Origin of the sequence: Nonomuraea sp. NPDC049309 (assembly GCF_043196965.1) — a bacterium.
GTDB classification, from domain to species: Bacteria; Actinomycetota; Actinomycetes; order Streptosporangiales; family Streptosporangiaceae; genus Nonomuraea; species Nonomuraea fastidiosa.
In genome coordinates, this window is the sequence record NZ_JBICSH010000005.1 from 1 (window position 1) to 22,048 (window position 22,048).

General features: G+C 74.9%; 7 protein-coding genes. 1 reads left to right on the forward strand and 6 read right to left on the reverse strand.

All coding sequences use genetic code 11. The features are described from left to right. From ACGFIM_RS28440 to ACGFIM_RS28450, 3 genes are all read right to left on the reverse strand, one after another. A partial coding sequence (locus tag ACGFIM_RS28440) for an SDR family NAD(P)-dependent oxidoreductase (protein ID WP_393205956.1) occupies nt 1-5,647 on the reverse strand: 5,647 nt, incomplete at its 3' end. A 19-nt stretch (nt 5,648-5,666) separates the two neighbouring features. Continuing rightward, nucleotides 5,667-17,258: an SDR family NAD(P)-dependent oxidoreductase gene (locus ACGFIM_RS28445; protein WP_393205959.1), complete on the reverse strand. Its 11,592-nt coding sequence runs from the start codon at nt 17,256-17,258 to the stop codon at nt 5,667-5,669. Nucleotides 17,259-17,383: 125 nt separating this feature from the next. After that, entirely contained in the window at nt 17,384-18,925 is a 1,542-nt protein-coding gene (locus tag ACGFIM_RS28450; RefSeq protein ID WP_393205962.1) for an AMP-binding protein, read from the reverse strand. Nucleotides 18,926-18,967: 42 nt separating this feature from the next. Between ACGFIM_RS28450 and ACGFIM_RS28455 the strand changes: the two genes are divergently transcribed. Next, a complete protein-coding gene (locus tag ACGFIM_RS28455; protein ID WP_364067723.1) occupies nt 18,968-19,213 on the forward strand; it encodes an acyl carrier protein in 246 nt (81 codons plus the stop codon). Nucleotides 19,214-19,264: 51 nt separating this feature from the next. On the opposite strand, the gene ACGFIM_RS28460 is transcribed toward ACGFIM_RS28455, so the two are convergent. From ACGFIM_RS28460 to ACGFIM_RS28470, 3 genes are all read right to left on the reverse strand, one after another. Next, a complete protein-coding gene (locus ACGFIM_RS28460) occupies nt 19,265-20,206 on the reverse strand; it encodes an ACP S-malonyltransferase (RefSeq protein WP_393205965.1) in 942 nt (313 codons plus the stop codon). A gap of 92 nt (nt 20,207-20,298) precedes the next feature. Continuing rightward, the gene (locus ACGFIM_RS28465; RefSeq protein ID WP_393205968.1) at nt 20,299-21,549 is read right to left on the reverse strand and encodes a methylaspartate mutase; all 1,251 of its coding nucleotides are present in this window, start codon (nt 21,547-21,549) and stop codon (nt 20,299-20,301) included. Nucleotides 21,550-21,555: 6 nt separating this feature from the next. Further along, a complete protein-coding gene (locus ACGFIM_RS28470; RefSeq protein ID WP_393207740.1) occupies nt 21,556-22,047 on the reverse strand; it encodes a cobalamin B12-binding domain-containing protein in 492 nt (163 codons plus the stop codon). Between the last annotated feature and the right edge of the window lies 1 nt (nt 22,048).

The following is a 22,048-nucleotide window of genomic DNA, read 5'->3' on the forward strand; positions in this document are numbered from 1 at the left end:
CGGCCTGCTTGGGCCAGGGCTTCGGCTCGGTCAGCAGCTCCACCGCACCGGCCGACCAGTCCACCTTCGAGGACGGCGCGTCCACGTGCAGCGTCCTAGGCAGCAGCTCGTGCCGCATCGCGAGGATCATCTTGATGATGCCGGCGACACCGGCGGCCGCCTGCGTGTGGCCCAGATTCGACTTCACCGACCCCAACCACAACGGCTGCTCCCGATCCTGACCGTAAGTGGCCAGCAGGGCTTGGGCCTCGATCGGGTCGCCGAGTGCCGTTCCCGTGCCATGCGCCTCGACGGCGTCCACGTCACCGGGGGTGAGTCCGGCGGCCGCCAGCGCCTGACCGATGACCCGCTCCTGGGAGGGGCCGTTGGGGGCGGTCAGGCCGTTGGAGGCGCCGTCCTGATTGACCGCGCTGCCGCGCACGACGGCCAGCACCCGGTGCCCGCGACGGCGAGCATCCGACAAACGCTCGACCACCAGGACGCCGACGCCCTCGCCCCAGCCGACGCCGTCGGCGGCCTCGGAGAACGCCTTGCACCGGCCGTCGGCGGCCAGCCCGCGCTGCCGGGAGAACTCCACGAACGCATCCGGCGTGGCCATCACCGTCACCCCACCGGCCAGCGCAAGATCACACTCGCCGTTGCGCAGGGCCTGCGCGGCGAGGTGCAGCGCCACCAGCGAGGACGAGCACGCGGTGTCCACCGACACCGCTGGACCCTCAAGGCCCAGCGCGTACGCCACCCGCCCCGACACCACGCTGCCCTGCGTTCCGGTGGCCACCAGGCCTTCGGCCTCGGGTGAGGCGGCCGCGCCCGAGCCGTAGTCGTTGGCCATGACGCCGGTGAACACCCCGGTGGGAGTGCCGCGCAGCCGGGACGGGTCGATGCCGGCGTGCTCCAGGGCCTCCCAGGACGCCTCCAGGATGAGCCGCTGCTGGGGATCCATCGCCACCGCCTCGCGCGGGCTGAGCGCGAAGAACTCCGGGTCGAAGCCGGCGGCGCCGGACAGGAATCCGCCGGTACGGACGTACGACGTGCCCGGGTGGTCGGGGTCGGGGTGGAACAGCGATGCCAGGTTCCAGCCTCGGTCGGTGGGGAAGCCGGTGATGCCGTCGCGGTCCTCGACCAGGAGCCGCCACAGCTCTTCGGGGTTGGTGACCTGGCCGGGGAAGCGGCAGGCCATGCCGACCACCGCGATCAGATCATCATCGCGATCGCCCCTCCGCCTCACGGTGACGGCGGGGGCGGCACGGCGCGTACCGGACAGCGTCCGCTCCAGATGCGCCGCCAGGGCGCGCGGCGTGGGATGGTCGAAGACCAGCGTGGGCGTCAGCCGCAGCCCGGTCACCTGATGCAGCCGGTTACGCAGCTCCACCGCGGTCAGCGAGTCGAAGCCCAGGTCCTGGAACGGCCGATCCGCATCGATCGCCTGCGCGCTGTCGTGCCCCAACGTGGCCGCCGCCTGAGCGGACACCACCTCCAGCAACCGCCGCTGCCGCTGCGCTCCCGGCAAGTCCATCAGCTCCGCGACGAGCGCCGAGCCGCCCGCGCCGCGCTCCGCTGGGGCGGCGGCGGGCTTGCCGATGTCGGCGGCCAGCTCGCGCAGGATGGGCGGCAGCTCGGCCCCGCGCCGTCCCAGCGCCACCGCGTCGAAGCGAGCAGAGACCAGGAACGGCCGCTGCGACCGCACACCGGCGTCCAGCAGCGCGAGCCCTTCCTCGGTGGTCAGTGCGAACAGCCCGGCGGCGCGCATCCGCGCCTCATCCTTGGAGCCGATCCGGCCGACCATGCCCCGCTCTTCGGCCCACGGCCCCCACGCCAGCGACACGCCCGGCAGCCCGCGAGCAGCCCGCACCGCGGCAACGGCATCGGCGAACGCGTTCGCGGCGGCGTAATTGCCCTGACCCGCGCCGTCCACCACCCCGGCCACCGACGAGAACACCACGAAGCGCGCAACACGACCGTCCTGCGTCAGCTCGTGCAGATGCCACAACGCATCCGCCTTCGGCCGCAGCACCGCATCCACACGCTCCGCCGACAACGACGAGATCACGCCATCGTCCACGACACCCGCCGCATGCACCACCGCACGCAACGGCCGCTCCGCAGAAATCCCCGCCAGCACAGCGGAAAGAGCATCGCGATCGGCCACGTCACAGGCCGCGACCGCCACCTCGGCGCCGAGCCCGGCCAGCTCATCACGGAGTTCGGCGGCGCCAGGAGCCTCCAGCCCCCGGCGAGAGACCAGCAGCAGATCGCGCACGCCATGCTCGGCGACCAGATGCCGCGCCACCACGGCACCCAGACCACCCGTACCACCCGTGATCAGCGTCGTCCCGTCAACGGGCCACAAGTCGTCGGCCTCGCCACCAGGCTCCACGGACTCGACGTGGGACAGCCGGGGCACCCACAACGCTCCCTGGCGCAGCGCCACCTCCGGCTCGCCGGAGGCCAGCGCCGCGGCCACATCAGCACCGGCCGCCTCGACATCGACGAGCGTGATCCGGCCCGGCTCCTCGGCCTGCGCCGCCCGTACCAGACCCCGGACAGCGGCCTGCGCCGGGTCCGGCGCCTCCTCATCGCCCACGGACACCGCGCCCCGCGTCACCACCACGACCGGCCGCGCGTCCCCTTCGGCCGACCAGCCCTGCAGGCCGGTGAGCGCCGTACGCAGAGCGTCCCGCACCCGGTCGAGTACGTGGGCGTCCTCGGTGCCGGTGACGTCGATGACGAGGGGGTCGCCCCCGGCGGCGGCCGCAGGGGCCGGTTCGAGCCGCCGCCAGGCGATCTCGAAGGTGGAGGGCCGGCTGGTGACGCCGGAGGCCCGCGATCGCGAGCCGCCCGGCGGGAGCAGCCAGTAGTGCCTCCGCTGGAAGGCGTAGGTGGGCAGGTCGAGGTGGCGGGGCCGGGCGGCGGCCAGCGAGGGCCAGGTCATCCAGTTCACGGCGACGCCGGACGCCCAGGCGTGGCCCACCCCGGCGAGGAGCTGGGCGGTCTCCTCCCGGTCGCGCCGCAGCAGGGCGACCACCGCGGCGGGCGCGCGGGCCGCGTCCGCGCCGGAGACGACGGGGTCGTCGTGGTACGCGAGGGTCTGCTCGATCATGGGGGCGAGCTGGGCGTCAGGGCCGATCTCCAGGAAGCAGCCGGCGCCGTTCTCGCGCAGGGTGGTGACGACGTCCGCGAACCGCACCGGCCGGTGCACGTGCTCCACCCAGTAGCCGGGCTCGGTGATCTGCGAGCCGGCCGGCCGCCCGCTCACGCCCGAGACGAGCGCCAGCGAGGGCGGGCTGAACGTGAGCGACGCCGCCACCTGGGCGAACTCGTCCAGCATCGGCTCCATCAGGGGCGAGTGGAAGGCATGCGACACCCGCAGCGGCCGCGTACGGAAGCCCTGCTCGCGCGCCCACGCGACCACCTCGTCGACCTGAGCGGCGGCCCCTGAGACCACCACGGCGCCGGGCGCGTTCACCGCGGCGACGGCCACCCGGTCGTACCGGGCCAGCACGGAGGCGATCTCGTCCTCGCCGCAGCCGATCGCGGCCATCGCGCCACCGGACGGCAGCGCCTGCATGAGCCGCCCACGGGCGGCCACCAGGCGGCAGGCATCCGCCAGGTCCAGCACACCCGCCACGTGGGCGGCCGTGATCTCACCGAGCGAGTGCCCGCCCACGAAGTCGGGCCGCACACCGAACGACTCCAGCAGCCGGAACAGCGCGACCTCGAAGGCGAACAGCCCGGCCTGCGCGAACACCGTCTGATCGAGCACCCCGTCAGGCGCGGCGTCGCCGACGATGACGTCCCGGACGCTCAGCCCACCGGCGATCCCCGCCACCGCAGAGTCACCGGCCAGCTCGGCCTGCAGCAGCTCACACGCCTCGTCGAAGGCCCGCGCGAAGACGGGGAACGCCGCATGGAGCTCCCGCCCCATCCCCGGCCGCTGCGCTCCCTGACCGGAGAACACGACGGCCAGCCGGCCAGGGCGGACCCGGCCGGTGACCGGCGAGGGCTCGCCGGCCGCCAGTGAACGCAGCCCGGCGAGCAGCCCGTCGCGATCGGAGACCGGCAGCACGGCCCGATGCTCCAAAGCGGCCCGCCGGGTCAAAGCGGCCGCCACCTCCGGGACCCCGGCCGAGGGGTGGGACTCCACGAAGCCGGCCAGCCGCTCGGCCTGCGCCCGCAGCGCCGCCTCGGACCTGGCCGACACCACCACGGGCACCGCCGGCCCGGAAGAGTCACCGGATCCGGCATCGGCGGGCGCCTCCTCGAGCGCCGGCGCCTCTTCGAGGATCACGTGCGCGTTGGTCCCGCTGAACCCGAACGACGACACGCCCGCCCGGCGCGACCGCCCCTCCACCTGGGGCCACGACCGCGCCTCGGTCAGCAGCTCCACCGCGCCGGACGACCAGTCCACCTTGGACGACGGCGCGTCCACGTGCAGGGTCTTGGGCAGCAGCTCGTGCCGCATCGCCATGACCATCTTGATCACGCCGGCCACGCCCGCCGCCGCCTGGGTGTGGCCCAGGTTCGACTTCACCGAGCCCAGCCACAGCGGCGTGCGCCGCCCCCGCCCGTAGGTGGCGAGCAGCGCCTGCGCCTCGATCGGGTCGCCCAGGGAGGTGCCGGTGCCGTGGGCCTCGACCGCGTCGACGTCCGCCGCCACGAGCCCGGCGGCGGCCAGCGCCTGCTGGATGACCCGTTCCTGGGAGGGGCCGTTGGGCGCGGTCAGGCCGTTGGAGGCGCCGTCCTGGTTGACGGCGCTCCCCCGGATCACGGCCAGCACGCGGTGGCCGCGGCGGCGGGCGTCCGAGAGCCGTTCGACGACCAGCATGCCGACGCCCTCGCCCCAGGCGGTGCCGTCCGCGCCGTCGGCGAACGCCTTCACCCGCCCGTCGGGCGCGAGGCCCCGCTGCCGGGCGAACTCGGTGAAGGTCTCCGGCGTGGACATCACGGTCACGCCGCCCACCAGCGCGAGGTCGCACTCGCCGGCGCGCAGCGCGTGCGCCGCGAGGTGCAGCGCCACCAGCGAGGACGAGCAGGCCGTGTCCACCGAGACGGCGGGCCCTTCCAGGCCGAGCGTGTACGCCACCCGCCCGGACACCACGCTGCCGTGCGACCCGGTGCTGAGCAGGCCCTCGGCCTCGGGCACGTCCCGGCCGTAGCCGATGGCGTAGTCGGGGGCCATGACGCCGAGGTAGACGCCGGTGCGGCTGCGGCGCAGCCCCGTCGGGTCGATGCCGGCGTGCTCCAGGGCCTCCCACGAGGTCTCCAGGACGAGCCGCTGCTGCGGGTCGGTGGCGGTGGCCTCGCGCGGGCTCATGCCGAAGAAGTCGGCGTCGAACTCGCCGGAGCCGTGCAGGAACCCGCCGCGGTTCACGTACGTGGTGCCGGGCCGGGCCAGCTCGGGGTCGTAGAGCGCGTCCACGTCCCAGCCGCGGTCGTCCGGGAAGCCGGAGATGCCCTCCCGGCCGGCGGCCACGAGGTCCCACAGCTCCTCCGGTGTGGCCACGCCGCCCGGGTACCGGCAGGCCATGCCGACGATCGCGATCGGCTCCCTGGCCCGTTCCGTCACATCGCGCAGCCGCCTGCGGGTCTCCTGGAGGTCCGCGGTGGCCCTGCGCAGGTAGTCGCGCAGGCGGTCATCGCCCGACATCAGTCATCTCCCCCGTCGTTCAGGACGTTGCGTCCGAGCCGCCCAGCTCGCTGTCCAGCACCGCGAACAGCTCCTCGTCGGAAGCCGACGCGAGGTCCGCCACCCGGCCGGGTGCGGCGCCGTTGCCGGCGGCGCGGCCGTGCGCCTCCCGCCAGCGGCGGGCCAGCGCCTCCAGCCGGGCCGCGACGGCCTCCACGTCGGCGGGCTCGGGCGGGGCGTCGGCGATCGGCTCGGCCATGGTGGCCTCCAGCCGCTCGATCTCGTCGAGTACGGCGCGCGCCGGGTCGGCGTGCTCCGGGTCGAGCTCTTCCAGGAGGAACTCGACCAGCGCCTCCGGGTTCGGGTGGTCGAAGATCAGCGTCGCCGGGAGCCGCATCCCCGCGGCGGCGCCGAGCCGGTTGCGCAGCTCGACCGCGGTCAGCGAGTCGAAGCCCAGCTCGGCGAAGGCGCGGTCAGGGCCGATCGCCTCGACGCCGGAGTGCCCGAGCACCGCGGCGACGTGCGAGCGGACCAGGTCGAGGAGGATGCGGCGCTGCTCGGCGGGCAGCAGCCCCGACAGCCGGTCGGTCAGCGACTCCTCCGCCGCCGGTGCGCTGTCCGCCGCGCGGCGCCGCGACGGCGCGGTCACCAGCTCACGCAGCACGGGCGGTACGGGCCCGGCGGACAGCGCACCGGCGTCCACGTCCGCGGCGAGCACCACGGGGGCGTCACCGGAGACGGCGGCGTCGAAGCGGCGCAGGCCGGACTCGGTGTCGAGTTCGCGCAGGCCGCTCGCGGACAGCCGGGCGGACTCGCCGGCGCCCACGTGGGCGGTCATGGCGCTGCGCTCGGCCCACAGGCCCCAGGCCAGCGAGTGGCCGGGCAGGCCGAGGTGGCGCCGGTGCTGGGCGAGCGCGTCCATGAACGCGTTGCCCGCGGCGTAGTTGCCCTGTCCCGGCGAGCCGAGCAGCCCGGCCGCCGAGGAGAACATGACGAACAGCGCGAGGTCGTCGTCCCTGGTCAGGTCGTGCAGGTGCCAGGCGCTGTCGGCCTTGGGCCGCAGCACCCTGTCGAGCTGCTCGGGGGTGAGCGAGGCGATCGTGGCGTCGTCGAGCACGCCGGCCGCGTGCACCACGCCGGTCAGCGGGTGCTCGGCGGGGATGCCTGCGAGCAGCGCGGCGAGCGCGGCGCGGTCGGACACGTCGCACGCCGCCACGCGGACGGACGCGCCCAGCCCGGCCAGCTCGTCGCGGAGCTCGGCGGCTCCGGGCGCGCCGGCGCCGCGCCGGGTGACCAGCAGCAGGTGCCGGGCGCTGTACCTGGTCACCAGGTGGCGGGCGACGTGCCCGGCGATGACGCCGGTGCCGCCGGTGATCAGGACGGTGCCGTCCGGGTCGAGTTCGCGCGGCACGGCCAGGGCGAGCTTGCCGACGTGGCGGGCCTGCTGGAGGTGGCGGAAGGCGTCCCTGGCGCGCCGGGCGTCCCAGACGGTGACGGGTGCGGAGCGCAGCACCCCCTCCTCGTAGAGGCGGACGACCTCGGCGAGGATCTCCTGGACGCGTTCCGGGGTGCCCTCCGGGTGCTCGGTGCGGGACTGGGCGACCATGTCGTACGCCTGGTAGACGACGCCCGGGTGGGCGGCGGCCACCTCGTCCGCCCGCCGGATGTCGGTCTTGCCCATCTCCAGGAAGTGACCGCCGCGCGGCAGCAGCTCCAGCGAGGCGTCCACGAACTCCCTGGCGAGGGAGTTGAGCACGACGTCCATGCCCTGCCCGCCGGTGACGGCGAGGAACTTGTCGCGGAAGCCGAGGTCCCTGGAGGAGGCCAGGTGGTCGTCGTCGAGGCCGAGCCTGCGCAGCACCGGCCACTTGGCGGGCGAGGCGGTCGCGAAGACCTCCGCGCCCAGGTGCTGGGCGAGCTGGATCGCGGCCAGGCCGACGCCGCCGGCGCCCGCGTGCACCAGCACCCGGTCGCCCGCGATCACCCCGGCCAGGTCCACCAGGCCGTAGTAGGCGGTGAGGTTGACGATCGGCAGCACCGCGGCGGACGTGAACGACCAGCCGCGCGGCATCGGGACGAGCAGCCGCCTGTCGGTGATCGCCACGCTGCCCGCGCCGCCGTCCACCAGCCCGGTCACCCGGTCGCCCGGCCGCAGGTCGGTGACGGCCGAGCCGACCTCCAGCACCACGCCGGCGGCCTCGCCGATGAGGCCGTCGTCCTCCTCGGTGATCATGCCGAGGGCGACGACCAGGTCGTGGAAGTTGATGCCGGCGACGCGGGGCGCGAGCCGTACCTCGGTGGGGCGCAGCGGGCGCGTCGCCTCCGGGGCGGGCAGCAGCGCGAGGTTGGACAGCGTGCCCTTGCCGGTGGTGGCCAGCCGCCACGGCCCTGGCGGCGGGACGAGCGCGTCGCCGTCGCGCACCAGGCGCGGCACGTGCACGGTGCCCGCGCGTACGGCCAGCTCCGGCTCGCCCGCGTCGATCGCCGAGCGGATCGCCGCCCACGGCAGGTCGTCCTCACTGTCGCCGTCGGTGCCGGTGTCGAGGAGCACGATGCGGTCGGGGTGCTCGGCCTGGGCGGCGCGCACCAGGCCGGCGGCCGCCGCGTGGGCGGGATCGGCGTCCTCGCCCGGCAGGACCGCCGCCGCGCGGCGCACGATCACGGCCAGGCGGACGCCGTCCCGCTGCTCGCCGGACAGCCACGTGCGCAGCGCTGCGAGGGTGGCCTCGGTCGCCGCGTGCGCGGCGGCTGCCGGGTCCGCTGCGGAGTCTCGCGGCACGTGGAACGTCTCGACGCCCGGGTCCACCGCGGCGGGCGGGGCGTCCGCCTGGGGCAGCGGCGTCCAGGCGAGCCGGGGCAGCGCGACGTGCACCGCCGCGCCGGCCAGCTCGCCGTCGGTGATCGGCCGCACCACCATGGCGTCCACCGAGGCCAGCGGGGCGCCCGCCGAGTCGGCCAGCTCGAGGGTGTAGCGGTCGGAGGCCGGGCCGCCGGCGGCGCGCAGCCGTACCCGTGCCGTGGTGGCGCCGGTGGTGTGCAGGCGCACGCCGCGCCAGGTGAACGGGAGCTCGGGCGTGCCGGAGCCGTCGCCGTCGATGAGCCCGGCGGCGTGCAGGGCGGCGTCGAGCAGGGCCGGGTGGATGCCGTACCGGTCGGCGTCGCCGGCGGCCGGCTCGGGCAGGGCGATCTCGGCGTAGATGTCGTCGCCGCCGCGCCAGGCGCGGCGCAGCCCGCGGAAGGCCGGGCCGTATCCGTAGCCGCCGGCGGCCATGGTCTCGTACAGGTCGCCGGTGTCCACCGGGCGGGCGTCCGCCGGCGGCCAGGCCGGGCCGGTTCCCTGCGGGGCCGGGCCTTCGCCCGCCGTCTTGGCCAGGCTGCCGATGGCGTGCCTGGTCCACGCGGGGGTCTCCGCGTCCGGAGCGTCCGGGGCGGCGTACACGGAGATCGGGCGGTGGCCGTCCTCGGCGGCGCCGACCACCACGCGGATGCGGGCGGCGCCGTCGTCGGGCAGGACGAGCGGACGTTCCAGGATCAGTTCTTCCAGCGCGTCGCAGCCGGCGCGGTCGGCGGCGTGCAGCGCCATCTCGACCAGCGCCGCGCCGGGCACCATGATCCGCTCGGCCACGCGGTGGTCGGCGAGCCACGGCTGGCCCGCGACGGACAGCCGGCCGGAGAAGACCAGTCCGTCGCCGTCCGGCTCGTCCAGCACCGCGGCGAGCAGCGGGTGGCCGGCGGCGTCGAGGCCGGCGGCGCTGAGCCCGGCGGGTCCGCCGAGCGTGCTCGGCTTCCAGTACTTGTCGTGCTGGAACGGGTAGGTGGGCAGGTCCACGCGCGGCGCGGCGGGCACGACCTTCGACCAGTCCACCCGCGCTCCGCGCAGCCAGGCCTCGGCCAGCGCCGTGGTGAACCTGCCGCCCTCGTCGCGGCGCAGCGTGCCCAGGGCGGCGACGTCCACGCCGTCGGCGGCGGCGGTCTCCTCGATCGCCGGGGTGAGCATCGGGTGGGGGCTCATCTCCAGGAAGAGCCGGCGTCCGCGGGCCAGCAGCGCCCGGGTGGTCTCGGCGAACCGTACGGTCCTGCGCAGGTTCGTGTACCAGTACTCGGCGTCGAGCCTGGTCGTGTCCAGCTCGGCCGCCTCCACCGTGGAGTAGAACGGCACGGCGGCGGCCTGCGGGCGCAGCCCGGCGAGGTCGCGCAGCAGCGGCTCGCGCAGCACCTCCACCTGCGCGCCGTGGGATGCGTAGTCCACGGCCAGGCGCTTGACGCGGGTGCCGTCGGCGCGCAGCCGGGCCTCCAGGGCGTCCAGCGCGTCGGAGTCGCCGGCCAGCACGACCGATCCTGGGCCGTTCACCACGGCCACGGAGATCGCGTCGCCGTACTCGGCGAGCAGCTCGGGCATGCGTTCCGCGGGCAGCGCCACGGACATCATGCCGCCGTTCAGGCCGGACAGGCGCTCGGCGACCGCGCGGGAGCGCAGCACCACGACCCGCGCGCCGTCGGCGAGTGACAGCGCCCCGGCCACGCAGGCGGCGGCGATCTCGCCCTGGGAGTGGCCGACCACGGCGGCCGGTTCGACTCCGGCGGCGCGCCAGGTCTCGGCCAGCGCGACCATCACCGCCCAGAGGACCGGCTGGACCACGTCGACGCGTTCGAGCATCCCGGCGTCGCCGAGCGCGTCACGGACCCGCCAGTCCACCAGCCGCTCGATCTCGGCGGCGCAGCGGTCGAGTGCGGCGGCGAAGGCGGGCGAGGAGTCCAGCAGTTCGAGCGCCATGCCCGGCCACTGGCCGCCCTGCCCTGGGAAGACGAACACCGGCTGGTCCGCGCCCTCGTGCACCTGGCCGCGGACGAGCCCGGGGTCCTGCTCTCCTGCCGCCAGCGCGCGCAGTCCGGCCAGCGCGGCCTCGCGGGAGCCGCTCAGGACGGCGGCGCGCTTGGGCAGTCCGGCCCTGCGGGTCAGCTCGGCGGCGATGTCCGGCAGCCCGGTCTCGTCGTGTTCGGCCATGAAGGCGGCGAGCCGGTCGGCCTGGGCGCGGAGCGCGGGCTCGGTCTTGGCGGAGATCAGCACCGGCAGCACGGCGCGGTCGCCGTCCACGACCGTGGGGGCCGCCGGGGCCGGGGCTTCCTCGGCGGGCGGTTCCTCGATGATGACGTGGGCGTTCGTGCCGGAGATGCCGAACGACGACACGCCCGCCCTGCGCGGCCGGTCCGGGTGCTTGGGCCAGGGCTTCGGCTCGGTCAGCAGCTCCACCGCACCGGCCGACCAGTCCACCTTCGAGGACGGCGCGTCCACGTGCAGCGTCCTGGGCAGCAGCTCGTGCCGCATCGCGAGAATCATCTTGATCACACCCGCCACGCCCGCTGCGGCCTGGGTGTGGCCCAGGTTCGACTTCACCGACCCCAACCACAGCGGCTCCTTGCGGTCCTGGCCGTAGGTGGCCAGCAGGGCTTGGGCCTCGATCGGGTCGCCGAGGGAGGTGCCGGTGCCGTGGCCTTCGACCACGTCCACCTGGTCAGGGCCGATGCCGGCCGACGCCAGCGCCTGGGCGATCACCCGCTCCTGGGAGGGGCCGTTGGGGGCGGTGATGCCGTTGGAGGCGCCGTCCTGGTTGACCGCGCTGCCGCGCACGACGGCCAGCACCCGGTGCCCGCGCCGACGAGCATCCGACAAACGCTCGACCACCAGGACGCCGACGCCTTCGCCCCAGCCGACGCCGTCGGCGGCCTCGGAGAACGCCTTGCACCGGCCGTCGGCGGCCAGCCCGCGCTGCCGGGAGAACTCGATGAACGCCCCCGGCGTGGACATCACGGTCACGCCGCCGGCGAGGGCCAGGTCGCACTCGCCGCGCCGCAGCGCGTCCGCGGCGAGGTGCAGCGCCACCAGCGAGGACGAGCAGGCGGTGTCCACGCTGATCGCGGGACCGCGCAGGCCGAGCGTGTAGGAGACGCGTCCGGAGACCGTCGCGCCGCCCGCGCCCGCCGGGACGTAGTCGTGGTACATCACGCCCGCGAACACCCCGGCGCTGGTCTCGCGCAGCGACGTCGGGTCGATCCCGGCCCGCTCCAGCGCGGTCCAGCTGACCTCCAGGAACTGCCGTTCCTGCGGGTCCATCTCCGCCGCCTCGCGGGGGCTGATGCCGAAGAAGTCCGGGTCGAACTCGGCGGCGCCGTGCAGGAAGGCGGCCTGCCGCGTGTACGAGGTGCCCTCGTGCTCGGGGTCGGGGTGGAACAGCGAGCCGAGGTCCCAGCCGCGGTCGGCGGGGAAGTCGCCCACCGCGTCGACGCCCTCGGTCACCAGCCGCCAGAAGTCCTCCGGCGTCTCCACGCCGCCCGGGTACCGGCAGGCGAGCCCGACGATCACGATCGGGTCGGTCTCGGCCGGAGCCGCCGCCACCGCCGGTGCCTGCGCGGGCTCCGGTGTGCCGCCGAACCGGTCGGCCAGGAAGCCGGCCAGCGCGGTCACCGTCGGGTGGTCGAAGACGAGGGTCGCGGGGAGCGCCATGCCGACCCTGCGGCCCAGCCTGTTGCGCAGCTCCACGCCGGACAGCGAGTCGAAGCCCAGCTCCTGGAAGGCCCGGTCCACCGGCACCGCGTCGGGCGAGCCGTACCCGAGCACGCCGGCGGCCTCCGCGCGTACCACGCCCAGGAGCAGCTCGCGCCGCTCGACGGGGGACATCGCGCCGAGCCGGTCGGCGAGCGAGCCGGGTCCCGCCGCGGCGGCGCGGGCGGGACGGCGGCCGGCGAGGGCGCGCAGCAGCGCGGGCGGTTCCGTGTCGCGGCCGCGCAGTGCGGCGAGGTCGAGCCGGCAGGCGACCGGCGCGGGGTGCCCGGCGGCGAGCGCCGCGTCGAACAGGGCAAGCCCTTCCTCTGAGGTGAGCGGCCGCATGCCGGAGGCGGCGAGCCGGGCGGTCTGGCGGTCGTCCAGCCGGCCGGCCATGCCGCTCCCCGCCTCCCACGCGCCCCAGGCGATCGAGACGGCCGGGAGCCCGGCGGCGGCGCGCTCGGCGGCGAGCGCGTCGAGGGCGGCGTTGGCGGCGGCGTAGTTGCCCTGTCCCGCGCCGTCCATGAGGCCGGTCGTCGAGGAGAACAGCACGAACGCGCGCAGGTCCAGGTCGCGGGTCAGCTCGTGGAGGTGCCACGCGCCGTCCACCTTGGGCCGCAGCACCCGCGCCAGGCGCTCGTCGTCGAGGGTCGGGATGGTGCCGTCGGCCAGCACACCGGCCGCGTGCACCACCGCCGCGAGCGGCCGCGTCTCCTCCAGGAGGGCCGCGAGCGCGGCGCGGTCGGCCACGTCGCAGGCGGCCACCGTCACCTCCGCGCCGAGCCCGGCCAGCTCGTCGCGCAGCTCGGCCGCGCCGGGCGCGTCGAGGCCGCGGCGGCCGGTCAGCACCAGGCGCCGTACGCCGTGCTCGGTGACCAGGTGCCTGGCCAGCAGCGCGCCCAGGCCGCCGGTGCCGCCGGTGATCAGCGTGGCGCCCTCGGCGGGCCATGCGGCGGCGCCGTGCTCCGGTGCGCGGCGGGCCAGTCTGGGGATGTGCAGCCTTCCCGCGCGTACGGCCGTCTCCGGCTCTCCCGCGCGCAGCGCGGCGGCCGTGGCCGAGTCGATCGCGGAGCGGTCCTGGTCCTGCCCGGGGTCCAGGTCGACCAGCAGGATGCGTCCCTGGCTCTCCTCCCTGGCGGCCCTGGCGAGTCCCCAGACCGCCGCCTGCGCCACGTCCGGGGCCGCGCCGCCGATGGCGACCGCTCCCCTGGTCACGATCACGAGGGTGTCGTCGGTCGAAGGGTCGGTGGCCAGCCAGCGCTGGACGCGCTCCAGCGCGGCCGCCACGGTGCGGCGTACCCGCTCGGGCGTGGATGCGGAGGTGGCGGTGTCGTCCCAGGCCAGGTGGACCTCGGCGTCCCGTGACGGCGTCTCGCCGTCCTGCGTGGCCAGCGGGCGCCATTCCACCTCGTACAGGGGCGGCGCCGCCGCTCCGCCCGTCGGGAGAGGGTCGGCGAGCGGGCGGGATTCCAGCGACGTCACGGTGGCCAAGGGGCGGCCCGTCGCATCGGCGAGGTCCAGCCGCACCGCGCCCGCGCCGTCGGCGGGTCGCAGGCGCACCCGTGCCGCGGCGGCGCCGGTCGCGTGCAGCTCGACCCCTCGCCAGGCGAAGGGGACCACCGGCCGCGTGCTCTCGTCCGCCTTCTCGTCCGCCTCGGGCACCAGGCCCACGCGCAGCGCGGCGTCGAGCAGCGCGGGGTGCGCGTCGTAGCCGGTGGCGTCCACGCCTTCGGGCAGCGCCACCTCGGCGTAGAACTCCTCGCCCTTGCGCCAGGCGGCGCGCAGCGCGCGGAACGCGGGACCGTAGTCGTAGCCGCGCTCGGCCAGCCGGTCGTCCAGCCCGTCGATGTCCACGGCCGTGGCCTCGGGGGGCGGCCACGCGGTGAGGTCGGCGCCCTCGGCCGTGGCGGGGGCGAGGGTGCCCTGGGCGTGCCGGATCCAGCCCTCACCGGCGGCGGAGTGGATCTCCACGGTACGGCGGCCGTCGCCGTCCGGGGCGGCGACCGCGACCTGGACGGCCACGCCGGCCGCGTCCTCACCCGTGGGGATGGCCAGCGGGGTCTCCAGGACGAGCTCGTCCAGCCTGCCGCAGTCCACCTCGTCGCCGGCGCGCAGCGCCAGCTCCACGAAGCCCGTGCCGGGGAAGATCACGGTGCCGTTCATCGTGTGGTCGGCGAGCCACGGCTGCGTACGCGGGGACAGCTGACCGGTGAGGGTGACGGCGCCGTCCGGGTGGGTCACGGCGGCGGCGAGCAGCGCGTGCTCGACGGGCGACTGGCCGGCCGCCGACACGTCGCCCGACTTGTGAGCTTCGAGCCAGAAGCGGCGCCGCTGGAACGGGTACGTGGGCAGCGTGACGGTGCGCGGCGGGGTCTCGCGGCCGGCGAACCAGGCGCTCCAGTCCACACTCACGCCACCGGCCCAGGCCGCACCGAGCGCTTCGGCGAAGCGGGCCTCCTCGTCGTGGTCGCGGCGCTGCAGGGCCACCACGGAGACGCCCTCGGCCAGGGTCTGCTCGATCATGGGGGCGAGCTGGGAGTCGGGGCCGGCCTCCAGGAAGTGGGTGACCCCGCGCCGCCGCATCACCTCGACGCCGTCGGCGAAGCGCACCGGGCGGCGGACGTGCTCCACCCAGTAACCGGGCTCGGTGACCTCCTCGCCCGCCAGGTCACCGGAGACGTTCGAGATCAGCGCCAGTTGCGGGCGGCGCAGCGTCAGCCCGGCGACGACCTGCTCGAACTCGGCCAGCATCGGCTCCATCAACGGCGAATGAAACGCATGCGACACCCGCAGCAGCCGCGTACGGAAGCCCTGCTCCCGCGCCCACGCCACGACCTCATCGACCTGGCCGGCGGCACCGGAGACCACGATGGCGCCCGGCGCGTTCACCGCGGCGATGGCCACCTGATCGTGACCGGCCAGCACAGAGGCGATCTCGCCCTCGCCACAGCCGATCGCCGCCATCGCCCCACCGGACGGCAACGCCTGCATCAACCGCCCACGCGCGGCCACCAGACGGCACGCATCCGCCAGGTCCAGCACACCGGCGACGTGTGCGGCGGTGATCTCGCCCAACGAGTGCCCCGCCACAACGTCCGGACGCACCCCGAACGACTCCAGCAGCCGGTACAGCGCGGTCTCGAAGGCGAAGAGCCCGGCTTGGGCGAAGACGGTCTGATCCAGCACTCCGTCAGGGGCCTGGTCGCCGAGGATGATGTCGCGCACGCTCAGCCCACCGGCCAGCTCTGCGACCACGTCAGTCCCGGCGAGTTCGGCCTGCAGCAGCTCGCAGGCTTCGTCGAAGGCGCGCGCGAACACGCCGAAGCGCTCGTACAGTCCGCGGCCCATGCCGGGCCGCTGCGCGCCCTGCCCGGAGAACACCAGGCCGAGCCGCCCGCTCCTGGCCTCTCCGACCGTGACGCCGGGCGGGGTATCCCCCGCGGCGATGCCGCGCAGCGCGGCGATCAGGCCGTCCTTGTCGTGGGCCACCAGGGCGGCGCGGTGAGCGAGCGCAGCGCGGCGGGTCAGCGTCCAGGTCACGCCGGGCAGGCCGGCGTCCGCGCCGTCGCCGGTGAGGAAGCCGGCCAGCCGGTCCGCCTGGGCGCGCAGCGCGGCCTCGGACTTGGCCGACACCACGATCGGCAGCGCCGGGGAGTCCTCGGCGGCCGAAGGCTCGGCGGTCTCCTCGGGGGCCTCTTCGAGGATGACGTGGGCGTTGGTGCCGCTGACCCCGAACGCGGAGACGGCGGCCCTGCGCGGGTGCCCGGCGCGGGTCCACGGCCGGGGCTCGGTGAGCAGCTCCACGTTGCCGGCCGTCCAGTCGACCTCGTGGCTGGGGGCGTCCACGTGCAGCGTCTTCGGGAGCGTGCCGTGCCGCATGGCCAGCACCATCTTGATGACGCCCGCCGCGCCTGAGGCCGCCTGGGCGTGGCCGATGTTCGACTTGACCGAGCCCAGCCACAGGGGCCGGTCGCGGCCCTGCCCGTACGTGGCGAGCAGCGCCTGTGCCTCGATGGGGTCGCCCAGCCTGGTGCCGGATCCGTGGCCTTCGACGACGTCCACGTCCGACGGCGAGAGCCCGGCCGCCGACAGCGCGGCGCCGATCACCCGCTCCTGGGAGGGGCCGTTCGGCGCGGTCAGGCCGCTGCTCGCGCCGTCCTGGTTGACGGCGGAGCCGCGGATGACGGCGAGCACGGGGTGGCCGTTGCGCTGGGCGTCGGAGAGGCGTTCGAGCAGCAGCAGTCCGACGCCCTCGCCCCAGCCGACCCCGTCGGCCGCGGCGGCGAAGGACTTGCAGCGGCCGTCGGGCGAGAGCACGCCCTGGCGGCCGGAGTCGACGAACAGCTCGGTGGTGGACAGCACGGTGGCGCCGCCGGCCAGGGCCAGCTCGCACTCGCCGCCGCGCAGCGCCTGCGCCGCCAGGTGGAGGGCGACCAGCGACGAGGAGCAGGCGGTGTCCACGGTGACCGCGGGTCCTTCGAAGCCGTACAGGTAGGAGATGCGCCCCGAGGCCACGCTGCGGTGGCTGCCGTGCGCGATGAAGCCCTGGACGCCGCGGGGTATCCGGTCGCTGCGCGAGCCGTAGTCGCCGTACATGACGCCGACGAACACGCCGGTACGGCTGCCGCGCAGTGCCGTGGGGTCGATGCCGGCGCGCTCGACCGCCTCCCAGGTGGTCTCCAGCAGCAGCCGCTGCTGCGGGTCCATGGCGGTGGCCTCGTTGGGGCTGATGCCGAAGAACTCCGGTTCGAAGCCGGCCACGTCGCGCAGGAAGCCGCCCTCGCGGGTGTAGGTCTTGCCCGGTTTGCCGCGCTCCGGGTCGTAGATGGCGTCGATGTCCCAGCCGCGGTCGGCGGGCATGGGGGTGACGGCGTCGACCTCGTCGGTGATGAGCCGCCACAGGTCCTCGGGCGTGGTGACCCCGCCTGGGAAGCGGCAGGCCATGCCGACGATCGCGATCGGCACGGCGCCGTCAGGGCCGGCGCCCAGCTCGCGCAGGCGGTCCTCGGCCGCGCGCAACCGCCGCCGGGATTCCCGCAGATCCGCCGTCGCTCTTTTCAGGTAATTGACAAGTCTCTCTTCGTTGTCCATTACCAACCTAGGATTATGAGGAGCGTTGAGCTCACCGGGCTTGCACGTTCTGACCCTTTCGGTGCCGCCACCAAACTACGAAAAGTTCGGAGCCGCACTAACCCCTATGCGCCCCCTAAGACCAATTAATTGTGCGGGCTCAGGAGTTCGCCGGCGCGTTCGGCCAGCGCCTTTCTGTCGACCTTGCGGTTGGCGTTCAGCGGCAGTTCCGCGAGGTGGTGATATCGCTTGGGGACCATGCCGTGCGGCAGCGTCCGGCGCAGCCGGTTGGCGAGCTCGACGGGAGGCCGCGGCCGGCCGGTGTAGAAGACCACCAGCTCGGTTCCCGCGGGGCCTTCGACCCCTACCGCGGCGGCCTCGGCGACGCCGTCCTCGCCGGCCAGCAGCGCGTGCTCGATCTCGGCGAGCTCGACCCGCCAGCCCTGCACCTGCACCTGGGCGTCGCGTCTGCCCAGGTAGGCGAGCTCGTCGCCGGGGAGCCGCCGTACGCGGTCGCCGGTGCGGTAGAAGGTGTGGCCGCCGTGCCGGAGGAAGCGGCCCTCGCCGTCGCGGGGGTCGAGGTATCCGGGGGTGAGCTGGGGTCCTGCGATGCACAGCTCGCCTTCCTCCTCGTCGGTCACCTCGCCGTCCTCGGTGACGAGCAGCATCCGGTGCCCGGGGTGCACGGCGCCGATCGGCACCACGCCGTTGACCGCGAGCTTGGCCGAGTCGCCGGACCAGCGGTGGCCCGCGATGGTGACGGTCAGCTCGGTGGGGCCGTACAGGTTCTCCACGGTGGCGTGCGGCGCGGCCGCGATCCAGTCCTCGACGTCCTGGCAGCGCAGCGCCTCTCCGGCGAAGAAGCTCCAGCGCAGGCCGGGCAGCGCGCCGGGGCGCAGGGCGCCGAGCCGGCGGGCCAGGCTGATGCCGCTGGGGGTGGAGAACCAGACGGTGACCTGGTGGCGTTCCAGGAAGGCGGGCAGGTCGGCGTGGCCGCGCGGCGGCACCGGCACGGCGGGTGCGCCCGCGCCCCAGGCGCAGAACAGGTCGAAGATGGCGCAGTCGAAGGTCAGGTCGAAGGTCTGCGAGAAGGCGTCGCCGGGGGTGAAGTCGTAGCGTCCGTCCAGCACCCCGAAGTAGTGGGTCAGGTTGGCGTGGGTGAGCGTGACGCCCTTGGGCCGGCCGGTGGAGCCGGAGGTGAACAGGATGTACGCGGGCGCGTCGGCCGGCGCCGCGACCGGTTCCGCCAGGGTGTGCGCGGCCGAGACGGCGACGCTGCCCTCGCCGCCGCCCTCGGGCAGCAGCACGGAGCCGTAGAAGCCGCGTTCGCGCAGCTCGGGCAGCAGGCGCGCGCCGCGCTCGTCGGCGATCACGGCGGTGACGCCGGCCGCCGACATCATCCGCGCCGTCCGGTCTGGCGGGAAGTCGGCGTGCAGCGGCACCACGGTGGTCCCGGCGTACAGGGTCGCGAGCAGCCCGGCGTAGGCCGTGACGCCCTTCTCGGCGAGCACGCCGACCGGCCCGGTGACGCCGGCGTGGAGCAGCGACCCGGCCCACAGCAGGGCGAGCTCGTGCAGCTCCTCGAAGGTGACCGTGCGGCCGCCGAGGCGGAGCGCGGCTCCTTGCGGCGCGGCGGCGAGACCGTTCAGAAATCGCCCGTGCAGGTTCCGCTGAATTTCTTCGCCCATTTTCTTTTCCCCAGCGCGAGAATATGAGGCATAATGCGAGCCATGTGGGATGAAAAGTTCGAGGAGTTGCTCCGGCACCGGCTTCCCTTGCTGTCTTCCGACGACGAGCTCACCGCGGACACGAACCTCCGGGAATTCGGTTTGGATTCCATGGGCGCGGTGGAACTGCTCAGCGCGCTGGAAGCCGATTACTCCGTGCAGTTCGACGAGCAGGCACTTGTTCTTGACACCTTCGCCACCCCCGGGGCTTTGTGGACGGCGCTCAGCTCGGCCCGTCCGGTCTCCTGAGCCCGCACGCACCTGGCCGCCGAGCCCCGTTCAGCGACCGCTGGGCGGGGCTCATCTGTTGCGTGCGGCGAGCAGCGGCCGCTTGGGGCCGACCGGCACCACCGTGAAGCTCTTGGTGGTGGCGGGCACCCGGCTGAAGAGCGCGTCCGGCCCGGCCACGCAGACCGTGCGCACGCCGTGGGCGCGCAGCGCCTCGACCGTCCCCGGCCAGTGCATCTGCTTGACGAAGCCGTCGAGGAGCAGGTTCCGCACCTGCTCGCCGGTGGTCAGCAGGGAGCCGTCGTGGTCGGAGATCACCGGTAGCCGCGGCTCGGTGAAGTCCAGCTCGTCCAGCACCTCCTTCTCTGCGCGTTCGCGCAGCCAGGAGAAGGCCGGCGAGTGCATCGGCGGGCGCATCGTGTAGAGCGACAGGCCGCCGGCGGCGCGGATGCCCTTCTCCAGCCCCGGCAGGTCGTCGGCGGACAGTGTGATCATGAAGAAGTCGCGGTCGACCCGGCAGGCGACGTCGGCGATGCGGCCGCGCGCGGTCAGCTCGCCGAGCATCTCCTCCACCACCTCGGGCGGCACGCGGACGAACGAGTGGGTGACCAGGCCGCTGTGCTCCCTGCTGAAGTAGTCGGCGACGCAGCGGGCCAGCCGGGCGGTCATCCACACCGCGTCGGCGAAGCTCAGCGACCCCGCGTACGCCGCGGCCGGCTTGCCGCCGAAGCTCGGCCCCGCGCACACCCCGGGGAGCGCGGGCAGCGCCTCGCGCTCGGCCCACTCGGCCAGAGCCAGGCAGGTGACGAGGAAGGCCACCTGGGCGTACTCGGAGTAGTCGCCCTCCGTGTCGCGGAACCGCTCGAGCACCGGGTATCCGAGCGCTTCGTCGGCCTCGGCGAACAGCCGCCACGCCGACGGCACCTCGGCGGCGAACCGCTCGATGTCGGCGTACGCGGTGGGCCCCATCCCCGGGAAGACCATGGCGATCTCGTGACTCGATGAGTTGTCCACCCCGGCACGCTAACCGCGGACGGCGGGCCTGCCCCACCCCTAGTACCCCTGCTCGTGATCCGCGCGGCCCCCACATTCTGCGGCCCCGCCGTTCAGGCGGCGCCGTCGAATTTGCGCTGCACATAGTGGAGCGCGTGCAGCAGCTCGGCGGAGCCGACCGGGCGCGGGCGGTGGCGTTCTGCCACTCCGTCGAGCGGCAGCGCGCCGACGTCGGCCCACAGCAGCCTGCCGTCGGCGTCGATGCGGCTGCGCGCGGCACCCCTGTTGTCGGGGTGCAGGCAGTAGGGGATGTCGAGGTAGCCGAGCTTGAACGCGCGCAGCAGCGCGCGGCCCACGTCCTCGTGCAGCTCCAGGGTGGCCTCGACGAGGCGCCGCGCCTCGGCGTACACCTGCGAGTCGGTGCTGCTCGGCGGCGGCGCGGCGGGGCGGGCCGCGCGGGCGGCCCGCCCCGCCAGCTCCAGTGCGGCGACGTTCTCCGCGATCGTGGGGATGCGCCGGGACTCGGCCTCGGTCTTGACGATGAGCCGCTCGGCTCCCGTGCGCACGGCCAGCTCGGCCGCGGAGGTCAGCAGGGCGGCGGCACCGCGCGGCGTCTCGGGGTAGACGCCCATGTACGCGTAGACGACGACGTGCCAGCGCACGCCGGACAGGAACTCCTCGGCCAGCGCGCGCAGCGCGAGCACCGCCTCGACGTCCTGCTGCGGGCTGGTCTGCTGGGCGTAGCTGAGCGAGATGTCGCGCAGGCCGTGCGCCCGGAAGAACAGGCCCTCGAGGACGCTGAGCGCGACGAGCTGGCCGGGTGGGCAGAGCTGGCCGAGCACGCAGCCGCCGAACGTCTCCAGGTGCGGCTCGCGCCCCTCCTCCTGCCCGCGGGCGACCAGTAGCTCGCAGCCGCGCGCCCAGTGGTCGACCGCCTGGCTGAGCGGGATCCTGCTGTAGGGCAGGCAGTAGGAGACCGGGCCGCCCTCGGTGGCGTCCAGCCCGGCGTCCAGCAGCGCCTCGAAGACCTTCACCGGGTCGGCGGAGCCGTGGCGCACCTGCACGGGGAAGCCGTCGTCGCGGACGCCGTGCAGCAGCGCCCTGTTGACGACGACGCCGTGGCTGACCAGGGGGTAGCCGTTGAGCGCGGCGCCCGAGGCGAGCGCGGCGGCGGCAGAGGCCAGGTCGCCGACCCGGGTGTAGCTGTCCACGGTGATCGTCCCGGCGGTGGCCGCGCGGGCCCGTTTCGTGGCGAGCAGCCCGGCGCGCATGGTCGCCACGTCGCCGAATCCCATGCGGGGCTGCACCACCAGCTCGCCGGCCGCGGCCGTGGCGGTCACGTAACCGCCGAATCCAGCGGCCATGCCGCCTCAGCCGGACCGGACCGGGGTACGCGCGGCGGCGCCGTCCGTCTTCCAGGTGAGCGCGGCGGCCAGCGTCCTGAACTCGTCGATGTCCTCGGGGCCGCCGCGGTCGAAGACGCGGTCGCAGCCGGCCGCCTCGAGCCGGCTCGCGAGGTCGTCTTCGCGCCGTCCGTTGACCCCGAGGCGGCCGCCCATGACGATGGGGACGCCGGCCAGCTCGGGCCTGGCGCGCAGCTTGGGGACGACCCTCAGGCCCTCACGGTAGCCGTGGCCGTTGACGGTGCTGAGCACCACGAGGTCGGGCCGCTGGTCCACGCACTCGGAGACGAGCAGCTCGTCGGGGACGCACGGGCCGAGGTTGACCACGTCCAGGCCCTCCTCTTCGCAGACGAGCTGCAGGTAGACGAGGTTCCAGGTGTGCGAGTCCGATGCCACGCCGCTCACCAGGGCGCGCGGGCGGCGGCCCTCCGTGCGGGCCGGGTTCTGGTCGGGGAACATG

What these genes read in the sequence shown, in the direction of transcription:
- ACGFIM_RS28445 (WP_393205959.1), bottom strand. Translation starts at nt 17,258, where the DNA reads ATGGACAACGAAGAGAGACTTGTCAATTACCTGAAAAGAGCGACGGCG.
- ACGFIM_RS28450 (WP_393205962.1), bottom strand. Translation starts at nt 18,925, where the DNA reads ATGGGCGAAGAAATTCAGCGGAACCTGCACGGGCGATTTCTGAACGGT.
- ACGFIM_RS28455 (WP_364067723.1), top strand. Translation starts at nt 18,968, where the DNA reads ATGTGGGATGAAAAGTTCGAGGAGTTGCTCCGGCACCGGCTTCCCTTG.
- ACGFIM_RS28465 (WP_393205968.1), bottom strand. Translation starts at nt 21,549, where the DNA reads ATGGCCGCTGGATTCGGCGGTTACGTGACCGCCACGGCCGCGGCCGGC.
- ACGFIM_RS28470 (WP_393207740.1), bottom strand. Translation starts at nt 22,047, where the DNA reads ATGTTCCCCGACCAGAACCCGGCCCGCACGGAGGGCCGCCGCCCGCGC.